Source organism: Shewanella algicola, assembly GCF_014648035.1.
GTDB lineage: Bacteria > Pseudomonadota > Gammaproteobacteria > Enterobacterales > Shewanellaceae > Shewanella > Shewanella algicola.
The window spans coordinates 68,162-80,637 of record NZ_BMQI01000021.1 but is presented as its reverse complement, the minus strand read 5'-3'; the positions used below and the strand labels follow the sequence as shown (position 1 = coordinate 80,637).

The following is a 12,476-nucleotide window of genomic DNA, read 5'->3' as shown; positions in this document are numbered from 1 at the left end:
TTTTTAAATAAAAGTCGTGAAAGACGAATAAACTAGTAAAAGAAAACCCCCACTTTTAAAAAAGTGGGGGTTTGTCATTAATCTGGGGCTTACTTAGGTAAGCCTTTTTTTATGTTATTTGAACGCTTTATCATCGTCATCATACAAGGTAAACTCAGGTTGCAGATTAATACTTATTATATAAAGGCTACGGCTATGACTTTTTCAGTAAAACAAGCATGGGTTATTTCAAGTATTGCACTACTATTGAGCGCTTGTGCCAGTGATTATGTATTCAAAAGTAATTTAGACGGCAAAGCCATTAATGAATACTTTAAAGTCAGTGATGTGGTGTTATACGACGGTGACGTACAACCTAAAGGTAACTTTGAAGTGTTAGGTTTAGTTGAAGGCGAAGCTTGCCAAGAAACTAAAAAAGACGCACCACCTCACCTATCTGATGCGCGCAGTAATGCAAGACGAGCCGCAGCCGATTTAGGTGCTAATGGTTTTATGGTTAAAAGCTGCTTTATGATTAACGAGCCAGACAACAGTTGCTACAGTCGTGCACTTTGTGTCGGCCAAGCCATTAAAACCGCAGAAAACAAATAACCTTTAAACCGATTACCAAACAGGTGAGCCATACATTTGGCCCATCTGTTATTATTGACTTCTCTTAATTTTGGTTAGCTTCTTTCAGGTATTGCATGACTCAAGATGCCGCTCAAACTCATAACGAAAAACCTGCACTGAAAGCGTCTTTTAGCAACACAATAAACGCAGTCGCCATTTGCAGGACACCTTACAAGCAAAAATTTGGTATTCCGCGCCAACCAGGGCTTGTTAATGCCACAGGGTATATTGAATTTGAGCCAGCATTTAATCATATCGATGCTGTGAGAGGCATCGAACAATATTCGCATTTATGGTTGCTATTTTGTTTTCATGAAAACCTATCCCAAGGCTGGAAAACCACAGTGCGCCCGCCTCGTCTTGGTGGTAATGAAAAACTAGGCGTATTTGCCACACGTTCAACATTTAGACCTAACGGTATTGGCCAGTCTGTAGTCAAACTGCATGGTGTAGTGCAACGTCACGACAAAGTCTGTTTAAAGATCTCAGGGATGGATTTATTAGACGGCACTCCCATTATTGATATCAAACCTTATATTCCTTTCTCTGATGCCATTACCGATGCAAAAGGCGGTATCGCTCAAGATGCGCCAGTGCTTATGCCTGTACATTACACACAGGACGCGGCAGAAAAAATTGCCCAGTATCAAATTAACGAACACTATCAAGGGTTAGCAGATATTATTAATGGTGTGTTATCACAAGACCCACGCCCAGCTTATAAAAAAGCCAAGGATGACCCTAAGCTATATCAGGTTGCGTTATACGACTTAGACATCTTTTGGCACGTTACTGATAACGCCATTGAAGTGTTAGATCTAAAGCCCACTTCAGTTGCACTGCTAAAGGATTAGTTTAATGGCTGAAATCGATTACCAAACTCAGCACAAAAAACGATTATCATGGATGCCTTGGTTGTATTTCTCTCTCAAGCCTAAACACCTACAATGGGCAAAACCCTGGCAAGATGACATTCAGCAACAACTTCGTCTTCTTGAGACCATTCACATCGGTGAGCTGTGTTTTATTGCACCACAAGCCCAACTATTTGCCGAGCCAGGTCGTGATATCACGATTGGCGACAAATGCATGATCAGCGCCGATGTCTTTATGCATGGTCCTATTACACTCGGCAATGAAGTGGCGATTAATCACGGTTGTAGCTTAGATGGCGGACGCCACGGCATACATATTGGCCATCAAACGCGTATCGCCAATAATGTTACCGTCTACGCGTTTAATCATGGCATGTCACCCGATATTCCAATTTACCAACAAGCAGCAACCTCAAAAGGGGTCATCATTGGTGAAGATGTTTGGATTGGTGCTCAGGCTGGGATTGTCGATGGTGTCACCATTGGCCATCATGCAGTCATTGGTATGGGCTGTATTGTCACCAAAAATGTTGCAGATTATGCCATTGTGGCCGGTAATCCCGCCCGAGTGATTGGCGATAGACGAGATAAATAATCACCCTCCCCCCATAAAGCATCATAAAGCCTTATTTTGAGTCGAATTAGCAGGTGACATCATTGATGCAGGTGCTAAAATGACGCTCATTCATAGCTACTATTTTGGACATTGGTAATGCGAGTTAGTAAGTACCTGCTTTCAACACAAAAAGAAACCCCTGCAAATGCAGAGGTGATTAGTCATCAGTTAATGCTTCGCGCCGGCATGATCCGCCGTAACGCATCAGGTCTTTACAGCTGGTTGCCCTCGGGTTTACGTGTATTGCGTAAAGTAGAAGCCATTGTTCGTGAAGAAATGAACAAAACCGGTGCCATCGAAATTCTCATGCCGCTAGTACAGCCTGCTGATCTATGGGTTGAAACAGGCCGTTGGGACAAATTTGGCCCTGAATTACTGCGTTTTCAAGACCGCCATAATCGTGATTTCGTATTGGGGCCAACCCACGAAGAAGTGATCACTGACTTAGTGCGTAAAGAACTTAGCTCATACAAACAGTTACCGCTGACGCTTTATCAAGTACAAACCAAATTCCGTGACGAAGTTCGTCCACGCTTTGGCGTGATGCGTGCACGTGAATTCTTGATGAAAGATGCCTATTCTTTCCATTTAGATCAAGACACCATGGACAGCACTTACCATGCGATGCATACCGCATACAGCAATATTCTAACCCGCATGGGCTTAGAGTTCCGCCCTGTTCTTGCAGACACAGGTTCAATTGGTGGCAGCATGTCACATGAGTTCCACGTATTAGCAAACAGTGGTGAAGATTTAATTGCTTATTCAACAGGCAGTGATTACGCGGCTAACATTGAAAAAGCTGAAGCGCCAATCCCAACGCAAACTCGTGCACCTGCTACGCAAGAGATGACGTTAGTGGATACCCCTAATGCAAAAACCATTGCCGAATTAGTCGAACAATTTGATGTAGCCATAACTCAAACGATTAAAACATTAATCGTTAAAGGCGCCACAGAAGATGCCCCTTTAGTGGCAGTGGTTGTTCGTGGCGATCATGAGCTAAATGAAATTAAAGCAGAAAAAGTTGCCCTTGTAGCATCACCATTTGAGTTTGCATCAGAAGCTGAAATTCGTGATGCTGTGGGTGCAGGCCCGGGCTCATTAGGCCCTGTTGGCTTAAATATGCCAATTATTATCGATCATAGCGTTGCAGTAATGAGCGATTTTGCCGCCGGTGCAAACACTGAAGACAAACACTATTTCGGCATTAACTGGGAACGTGACTTACCATTAGCGACTGCTGCAGACATTCGCAATGTTGTAGAAGGTGAACCAGCTCCTGACGGCCAAGGCACTTACGCTATGGCACGTGGCATTGAAGTCGGCCATATCTTCCAGCTTGGCACTAACTACTCAGAAGCTATGAATGCCACTGTGTTAGATGAAAACGGTAAAGCTCAAGTGTTATTAATGGGTTGTTATGGTGTAGGTGTGAGCCGTATTGTGGCCGCCGCAATTGAGCAAAACCACGATGACCGCGGTATTATTTGGCCAGAAGCCATTGCACCGTTCACAGTCGGTATTTTACCGATGAACATGCACAAATCACATCGCGTTGCCGACATTGCTGAAAAACTATATCAAGACTTAGCAGAGGCAGGTGTTGAAGTGCTAATGGATGATCGTAAAGAACGTCCAGGTGTGATGTTTGCTGATATGGAGTTAGTTGGTTTACCGCATGTTGTGGTCATTGGTGATCGTAATATCGATGCGGGGGTATTTGAATATAAAAACCGCCGTACCGGTGAAAAACAAGATATCCCATTCGACCAGATTGTTGAATTTTTAACAACGGCAGCCAAGGGCTAATCCCCGTTAGTACCGCTAACAAACCTCCAAAAAACGCACTTTTTAGTGCGTTTTTTATTACCCTTTAAATGAACTATCTCTGTAATATGGTTTGTTCGATTGGACTTTTTGCCTACTGGTGTGTAATAAAAAAAGAATTCATACTAGTATGGTTTCTTATCTACACATAAAGGATATAGATTACCAGTGTCTACAGCATTAGTATTAGGTGGGGGCGGCGCGAGAGCGGCATATCAAATTGGTGTGCTTAAGGCGTTAGTGCAATTTTACCCACGCAACCATCATGTTCCTTTCGATATCATCTGCGGCACTTCTGCTGGGGCCATTAATGCAACCTCTTTAGCAACCCATGCTTCTTGTTTTCATTTAGGGGTCAAAAAGCTTGATTGGGTGTGGCGCCATTTTGAAACAAGCAAAGTTTATCATACCCAAATACCGAAAGTGTTGAGACACTTAGGCAGAATGGCAATCAAAGGCTTACAAGATGATAAAGTCAATACCGATGCGGGTAGCCTGCTGGATAACCAACCGTTAAGAAACTTGCTTAATAATCTTATCGATTTTGAACGAATCGACCGCAACATTAGTAATAATGCATTAAAAGCAATCAGCATTGATGCCTCATGCTACAACAATTCACGCTCCTACAGTTTTTTTCAGGGTAACCAGCAAATTGAAAATTGGCAACGCGCAAGAAGAATCGGCTTACGTAGCCACCTTAATACAGAGCACTTACTCGCCAGCTCCGCTATTCCGATGGTATTTCCATCGATTAAATTAAACCAAGCTTATTATGGTGATGGCTCGGTTCATCAATTGTCTCCACTTTCTAGCCCAATACATTTAGGGGCTAGTAAAATATTCGTAATTAATTTGGATAGCCCGCATAAACACTTTCCCATTGAGTTTGAATACCATCCAAAAACAGCAACCATTGCAGGCCACTTATTAGATACCATCTTCTCTGATACGCTTAATAGCGATTTAGAACGCCTACAAAGAGTGAATAACACATTATCTAAAATAACCCCTGAAGACAGAGACTCATTAAATTTACGTCACATAGACACATTAGTGATTAAGCCTAGTCAAGATTTAAGCCGTATAGCCGCACGGTTTTATGACGATATGCCTTTTGCAATCAAAACCCTGTTAAAGTTTTTTGGTATTAATAGGCAATCAGACTCAAGTATCGTGTCTTATTTGCTCTTTGAAAAAAGCTACACCACGACATTAATCGATTTGGGGTATCAAGATGCAATGGATCAAATTGAAGAGATAAAACAGTTTTTCAATATCCAAACTAAAGTATAACTACCCACATTTAATATGTGTGATATAACTAAAGTTGTGCTTAATGCTATCAATTAGATAGCGTTTGAAAACACGATCAGTCCTATCTAGCTATGGGGAATACAAAATGCAATTTATCATGACAGCGTAAAAACAATAAACTGCATTGGAACCTAACCCTTAATCGTCACGAAAATTTTATATCTAAAGGGAATTTAGATGAAAAATATATCGTTTATATTGATTTTGTTATTACTAGGATGTGGCAAACAGGCCCCATCAGTTGCAGATATTGCCACCAGTAGTAGAAATACGTTGCAGTGGCAAGGGATTTATCATGGTGTCTTTCCTTGCCCTAGCTGTGATGGTATGGACACCACAATAGAGCTAATATCACCCAATCATTATATTATTCATACGGTAAGATTAGGCAGCGATCCACACCCATACACAGGTAACGGCACCTTTAAGTGGGATAACACGGGTAATATCATTATTTTAGACAGGGGTCATATTTATCAAGTTTATCCCGAACACTTATACTTACTCGATGTTCAATTTAACCGCATTACCGGACCCGATGCCGAGCGATATCGAGTCGATAAAGTGACAACCCAAAGTAAAGCTAACCCCCATACTCCCGCGCAATAACACAATATAGGATCTGCTTTAATCCTCGTCACTGTGCTAAAATAATCAAATTAATCACCTAAAGATACATAGATGAGAAAAGGCATTTTATTAGCTGGAGGTTCTGGGACTCGGCTTTACCCTATAACCCAGGTTGTCTGTAAGCAATTATTACCTATCTATGATAAACCAATGATTTATTATCCGCTTTGTACTTTGATGCAAGCTGGTATCACTGAAGTTTTGGTTATTTGCACACCTACAGATCGCCCTCTATTTGAATCGCTTTTAGGAAATGGCCATCAATGGGGTATCAAAATTGAATTTGCCATTCAGGCAAAACCCGAAGGGCTGGCTCAAGCATTGATTATTGCAGAACCCTTTTTAAACGGCAGCCCAAGTGCATTAATTCTTGGGGATAATTTATTTTATGGGCATTTACTACAATCCACTTTACAGTTAGCTAACAATTCAACTGGCGCAACCGTGTTTGGTTATCACGTTGCAAACCCGCAATCTTATGGTGTCATTGAATTCGATGATAACAATAATGCCATTGCCATTACAGAAAAGCCCACAGCCCCAAAATCTAGTTATGCGATGCCCGGGTTATATTTTTTCGATAGCAACGCCAGTAATTATGCCAAACAGGTCAAACCTTCAGAACGCGGTGAGCTTGAAATAGTCGATGTCATCAATCAATATTTAGCGAATAAAATCCTCAATGTGACTCTATTAAGTCGCGGTACAGCTTGGTTAGACACAGGTACGCCTGACGCTATGGCAGAGGCCACACAGTACATCGCTGCAATTGAAAAACGCCAGGGATTAAAAGTTTCTTGCCCTGAGGAAGTTGCTTATTTATCCGGGTTAATTGATCAAAAACAATTAGTAGACTTAGCCACACCGTTACTTAAAAGTGGTTACGGAGAGTATCTTTTGTCTTTAATAAATAAGAATTTTTTAAATGAAATACATTAACACACCACTTGAAGGGCTTATTATATTTACCCCAAAGCAGTTTGTTGATGAACGCGGCTTTTTTATGGAGACTTTTCGTCAAACTGATTTTGATAAAGTATTTGAGCAACGTAACCTGACAGCGCCTCAGTTAGTACAAGAAAATCAATCCAGATCGGTTAAACATGTATTAAGAGGACTGCATTATCAACAACAATTTCCGCAGGGTAAACTGGTAAGAGTGTCGCACGGTTGCATTTTTGATATCGCTGTCGATTTAAGGCAACAATCGAAAACGTATGGTCAGTGGTTTGCTCAAGAGTTGTCTGCCGACAATGGTTATCAAATGTGGGTACCGCCAGGTTTTGCGCACGGCTTTTATGTTTTATCGAACCTTGCAGATATCATTTATAAGTGCTCTGAGTATTATCAACCCAATGATGAATACACCTTAGCTTGGAATGACAGTACCCTTAATATTCAATGGCCTTTAACTAAAGAGGCTCATCCTATCGTGTCTGAAAAGGATAATCCGAATCTTAATCCTAACATTATTAAATTTGGCTGTTAAATAATGACACATATAGATAATAGCGCACTCACAATACTGATCACTGGCGGCTGTGGCTTTATAGGTTCAGCACTCATAAGACACATTATCAATAACACTCAACACGCGGTAATCAATATTGATAAACTCACTTATGCGGCAAACCCTATCAATCTAAGCTCAATTTCCGACAGTGATCGCTACCATTTTGTTAAAGGTGATATTTGCGATGCCACTCTATTAAAAACAATATTTGAACGGTATCAACCTAATGCCATAATGCACTTGGCAGCAGAAAGTCATGTAGACAGATCTATCGCTGGCCCCGAATCTTTTATTCAAACCAATATTGTCGGTACATTTAATTTACTTGAAGCGAGCAGACAATTTTACGATAAATTACCTCATGATAAAGCGAGTAAATTTCGCTTCCATCATATTTCTACTGATGAAGTCTTTGGTGATTTACCTGAAATAGGTTTTTTTAACGAAAATAGTGCCTATTCACCGAGCTCTCCCTATTCGGCGAGCAAAGCATCGAGCGATCATTTAGTTAAAGCTTGGCAACGTACTTATGGTTTACCTACCATCATCAGCTATTGTTCAAATAATTATGGACCCTACCAACATCAAGAAAAATTAATCCCTTTAACAATAACAAGAGCACTTGCCGGTGAACCTATCCCTGTTTATGGGAGTGGGTTACAAATTAGAGATTGGCTTTATGTTGATGACCACATTGATGCACTATTGGCCATCCTAACGTCTGGTAATATAGGTGAATCTTATGCCATTGGCGGTAATAATGAGCAAACGAATATCCATGTAGTTCAATCTATCTGCCAACACCTCAGTCAATTATTGCCATTACACCGCTTAACCTCCAACAACGGATTTCAATCATTAATAAAGCATATTGAAGACCGACCTGGACATGACCAACGCTATGCCATTGATGCAAGTAAACTTGAATCAACTCTTAACTGGACCCCTAAACACACCTTTACAAGTGGTTTACTCAAAACAGTCCAATGGTATTTGGCTCAACAAAAATGAAAATACTAACGTTTGGACAAACAGGACAACTCGCTAAATCGATTAAAAGAACACAACCTAAAGCGGTTAAACTGATTCAATTAAATCATCAGCAACTCGATGTTACTCAGCCAAATCAGATCTATGCGGCTCTAGAGCTGCACAAACCTGATATCATTATCAATTGTGCTGCTTTTACACATGTCGACAATGCCGAAAAATTACCTGAACAGGCCATCAATATCAACTCAGTCGCAGTTGAACATATGGCAAAAGCTGCTGACTTTTTCGACATTAAATTGATTCAGTTGTCATCAGACTATGTATTTGATGGTCACAAAAATGCGCCTTATACCGTTACCGATCTCCCTAACCCAATAAACGCTTATGGGCGCTCAAAACAACTGGCTGAAAACACGATTCTGGATTATCACACATCCTCATTCACTCTTGTGCGCACCTCATGGCTATACCATCACAGTGGTCACAACTTTGTCACTAGTATGCTTAATTTAATGTTGAAAACAAACGTGCAACATGCTGCGGGAGCAAGACCTGACAATCCCATTAAAGTTGTGAATGATCAAATGGGAAGCCCGACTATGGTTGACGATCTTGCTCATTTTTTATGGCAACTGTGTTCACAACCTAAATGGTCTGCGATTTACCATTGGAGCGATGCTGGAACATGTACTTGGTATGAATTCGCCCAAGAAATAAAAACTCAAGGTATTGCCCTTGGATTATTGGCTCACCCCATACATATCCAATCAATCATGTCAGAACAATATCCATCGTCTGTAAAAAGGCCTAAATACAGTGTATTAGATACACACTTATCTCAGTCGATAGCATCGAGTAAACCATGGCAACAGCAACTGTCCTTGTGCCTTAAACAATTTCAACATGAACAAAAACTAAATACCAAGGTGTAAATTGAGCTGTCATATCAATGTCATTACAACGTGCAATAATTTTTACCGTCAAGAATTAAATATTTCGCTTTAGCTTATTAATAACTTTAGGTAAAAAGAGGCTGTACCAACAGAGGTACAGTTATCTGGAATGTTGAAAATGTCACACTCATTTGAATTTGATGAAGATGATGCGCCATGGGGCGATAACATCAAGGGAAAACCAAAATCGAAAAAAGTAAAACAACGTCGTCGTGATACTAAACGCCGTTACTTTGACGATAATGCTGAAGTGGAGTTTGCACCTGTTAAGTGGAAGTAATTTAAAGGATTTTCTCATCAAGTTTAAAAAGCAAGTTGCTCATAACTTGCTTTTTTGTTGCAAAAAAAATGGCCTTGAGTAATTCAAGACCATCTTAATATCAAAACACATTCTATTGTCGACTGGGTATAAACCTAAGACTCTTTCTATAGATAAAGTATTGAAGCTAAACCTAAAAAAGTAAAAAAACCAACAACGTCGGTCACCGTAGTTAAAATCACAGAACCCGATAATGCAGCATCTTGATTAAAGCGTTGTAAAATCATTGGCACCATGACTCCAGCAATCGCCGCGACAGCCATGTTGATCAAAATCGCACAGGCAATAACGATCCCCATAACATTGTCTCCAAACCACCAGCCCGCAATGATCCCAATAACTATAGCCCATAAGGTGCCATTGAGTGCGCCAATACCCAGTTCGTTTTTCATTAACGACATCACGTTACCCGCGGTGATTTGGCCCATCGCCATACCACGGATCATCAGCGTTAATGATTGACTCCCGGCAATCCCTCCCATCGAAGCGACAATAGGCATCAACACCGCCAATGCAACCACTTGAGATAACACATTTTCAAACATACCAATCGTAGCAGACGCTAAAAAAGCTGTGAGTAAGTTAATCCCTAGCCATACCGCACGGCGCTTGGCACCTATAACAATCGGCGCAAATAAATCATCATGCTCATCCATACCGGCTGTTGCCATTAACTGCGCTTCATAATGTTCACGCACTAAAGCTGTCGCGGTACGTAGTGTCATACGGCCAATCAAAAGGCCCTCTTCATCGACCACGGGCAATTCAAGTTCACGACTGTGCTCAATGGCCTCTGCAGCTTCAATCAATGACGAGTCAGCGGAGATAACACGGCTGTCATCCCACTTTAATGATTGCAGAATAGTGCTTGTGTCGGCCGTTTTAAATACATCATAACGACGCACTGTACCTAAATATTTATCATTGTTGTCCACTAAAAATAAGTGGTCATTACAATCTAAATCGATACGTCTAAAAAATCGCTGCCCTTGCGCCACCGTAGAGGTTGGATTTAATGCTAGCATTTGGTGATCAGCATAACGACCGATTTCATTTTCACTATATTGATCGTATAGCTCAAAGTGTTTACGTTGACGCTCCCCCATCTGTGCCAAAGCACGATCGGTGATATTGTCCGGTAAAGAGTCACTCCACTCAATGAGATCTTCTGGACTTAATTGCGAAAAGAGTAAATCAAGTTCCTCGTCGGGCATTTTCTTTAAAATGCCTAAACGAGGATCTGCACGCATTAAGTTAAGGACATCGACACGTTCTTCTACGTCAACCTGTTGCCAACGTTCATAACGTTCATCAAGTGGTAACGATTCGAGTAATAATGCAATGGTGCCGGGTTCAGCATCGATAAGGATTTCGCTAAACACTTCGGCCTGCTCTTCTCCTTCAACTTCAGTTAGTTGAAGCACCACTTGACTGACATCAGCTTGTGGGGATGAGTTTAAGTCGATTTCATCAGAGTTAAGTTCGTTCTTTAAATCATTCATAAGCACGCCCCTAATTCTCTATAGCCAAATAAGCGCAAACTATATTGAAATTGTTATTGATAAGCAAATAGATAAATTAAATTGCACACAATCCAATTGCCAACTACTAAGATATATATTATAGTCAATATATTACACTAAGGAGTGCGCTGATGAGCAATGCTATTTATCCAATCACAGTAAAAGATATTAAAGGCAATGATGTTGCCATGGAAACGTTCAAAGATAAGGTCTTACTGATTGTTAACACTGCAAGCAAGTGTGGGTTTACCCCACAATATCAGGCACTAGAGACTCTTTACCAACAATACAAAGACCGAGGCTTGGTCGTTTTAGGCTTTCCGTGTAATCAATTCGGCAAACAAGAACAGGGTGATGACGCTGAAATCAGCCAATTTTGTGAACTTAATTTCGGTGTGACCTTCCCACTGTTTAGTAAAATTGAAGTGAACGGTATCAATAGCCATCCTCTATACCAACATCTAAAAAAGTCAGCTAAAGGGTTATTAGGCAGTGAATCGATAAAATGGAACTTCACTAAATTTTTAGTTGATAAGAATGGTCGTGTTATTGAGCGATATGCACCAACAACCAAACCAGAAGAGTTGAGCGCTACCATAGAAAAACTGCTTGGCTAGCCTTTACACTTAGCACGATCTTTTGAGTGCATGCTGTATTAGCATGAATAACATGAAAAATAAGCTATTAATTTAATTGGAATAAAAATTTAATTTCAATTAAATGTACAAAAAGCTCTTAAACATTGAACTTTTTTGCGTCACCACACTCAAAATATATAACAGTGAAATTACTTTTATTGTTCATCATCTCCCTGGGACTTCTAGCGCGGTCCCCTTGATCGCTAAGTCGGTCGATAGGCAATCAATTGATTGCCTTTTTTTATGTCTAAAAGTGAGTTGATTCACACGATTAAGTTTTTTAAAAAAAATTTTAAATCACCGTGAACTTTTTTAAAAATACCTAGTCTTAATTTATGTAGCAGGAAAGATACAGATGATTTTAACGTTTCCTCCAACGTTAATTACCTGTAGACACAAAGATATCATCTCCGTCTTTGCTCTTGCTACACAGTTTTAGATTCATTGTTCATCATCATCTCTATTTGGGAGTGTTAACACGCTAGCGCACTGTTAATCACATCCCGCAAAGAACGACTTAGGCAACCTATTAGGTTGCCCTTTTTTTTGCTTTTTTTCATCGCCAAATGACTCATCAACACTAAAAATGTGCAGATACTAACGACTAACATTTATTCTAATAATCATCATATAACCATATTAAGTCACAAAAAAGTA

General features: G+C 40.4%; 13 protein-coding genes. 12 read left to right on the top strand and 1 reads right to left on the bottom strand.

Annotated features, from left to right (window positions below; translation table 11 throughout):
• Positions 1-195 precede the first annotated feature (195 nt).
• From rcsF to IEY42_RS10850, 11 genes are all read left to right on the top strand, one after another.
• Positions 196-591, top strand: coding sequence for an Rcs stress response system protein RcsF (rcsF, locus tag IEY42_RS10900; protein ID WP_188925255.1), 396 nt, complete (start codon positions 196-198; stop codon positions 589-591).
• A 95-nt stretch (positions 592-686) separates the two neighbouring features.
• Positions 687-1,466: a tRNA (N6-threonylcarbamoyladenosine(37)-N6)-methyltransferase TrmO gene (gene tsaA, locus IEY42_RS10895; RefSeq protein ID WP_188925254.1), complete on the top strand. Its 780-nt coding sequence runs from the start codon at positions 687-689 to the stop codon at positions 1,464-1,466.
• 4 nt (positions 1,467-1,470) lie between these two features.
• Positions 1,471-2,082 carry an acyltransferase gene (locus tag IEY42_RS10890; protein WP_188925253.1) on the top strand — a complete coding sequence of 204 codons (612 nt, stop codon included), beginning with the start codon at positions 1,471-1,473 and terminating at the stop codon, positions 2,080-2,082.
• A gap of 117 nt (positions 2,083-2,199) precedes the next feature.
• On the top strand, positions 2,200-3,915 hold the full coding sequence (locus IEY42_RS10885; protein WP_188925252.1) for a proline--tRNA ligase: 1,716 nt from the start codon (positions 2,200-2,202) through the stop codon (positions 3,913-3,915).
• Positions 3,916-4,101: 186 nt separating this feature from the next.
• Entirely contained in the window at positions 4,102-5,229 is a 1,128-nt protein-coding gene (locus IEY42_RS10880; protein ID WP_188925251.1) for a patatin-like phospholipase family protein, read from the top strand.
• A gap of 198 nt (positions 5,230-5,427) precedes the next feature.
• The gene (locus IEY42_RS10875) at positions 5,428-5,859 is read left to right on the top strand and encodes a copper resistance protein NlpE (RefSeq protein ID WP_188925250.1); all 432 of its coding nucleotides are present in this window, start codon (positions 5,428-5,430) and stop codon (positions 5,857-5,859) included.
• Positions 5,860-5,931: 72 nt separating this feature from the next.
• Positions 5,932-6,819 carry a glucose-1-phosphate thymidylyltransferase RfbA gene (gene rfbA / locus IEY42_RS10870; protein ID WP_188925249.1) on the top strand — a complete coding sequence of 296 codons (888 nt, stop codon included), beginning with the start codon at positions 5,932-5,934 and terminating at the stop codon, positions 6,817-6,819.
• Entirely contained in the window at positions 6,806-7,369 is a 564-nt protein-coding gene (rfbC, locus tag IEY42_RS10865) for a dTDP-4-dehydrorhamnose 3,5-epimerase (protein ID WP_188925248.1), read from the top strand. The genes rfbA and rfbC overlap by 14 nt, the downstream gene beginning before the upstream one ends.
• Positions 7,370-7,372: 3 nt before the next feature.
• Positions 7,373-8,404 carry a dTDP-glucose 4,6-dehydratase gene (gene rfbB / locus IEY42_RS10860; protein ID WP_188925247.1) on the top strand — a complete coding sequence of 344 codons (1,032 nt, stop codon included), beginning with the start codon at positions 7,373-7,375 and terminating at the stop codon, positions 8,402-8,404.
• On the top strand, positions 8,401-9,318 hold the full coding sequence (gene rfbD / locus IEY42_RS10855; protein ID WP_188925246.1) for a dTDP-4-dehydrorhamnose reductase: 918 nt from the start codon (positions 8,401-8,403) through the stop codon (positions 9,316-9,318). Before rfbB ends, rfbD begins: the two co-directional genes overlap by 4 nt.
• A 139-nt stretch (positions 9,319-9,457) precedes the next feature.
• Positions 9,458-9,619, top strand: a complete 162-nt coding sequence (locus IEY42_RS10850) for a small highly charged protein (protein WP_188925245.1) — start codon at positions 9,458-9,460, stop codon at positions 9,617-9,619.
• 146 nt (positions 9,620-9,765) lie between these two features.
• On the opposite strand, the gene IEY42_RS10845 is transcribed toward IEY42_RS10850, so the two are convergent.
• Positions 9,766-11,160 (bottom strand): magnesium transporter, encoded by a 1,395-nt coding sequence (locus IEY42_RS10845; protein WP_188925244.1) that lies wholly within the window; start codon positions 11,158-11,160, stop codon positions 9,766-9,768.
• 152 nt (positions 11,161-11,312) lie between these two features.
• Between IEY42_RS10845 and IEY42_RS10840 the strand changes: the two genes are divergently transcribed.
• Positions 11,313-11,798, top strand: a complete 486-nt coding sequence (locus IEY42_RS10840; RefSeq protein ID WP_188925243.1) for a glutathione peroxidase — start codon at positions 11,313-11,315, stop codon at positions 11,796-11,798.
• The last annotated feature ends 678 nt before the right edge of the window (positions 11,799-12,476 follow it).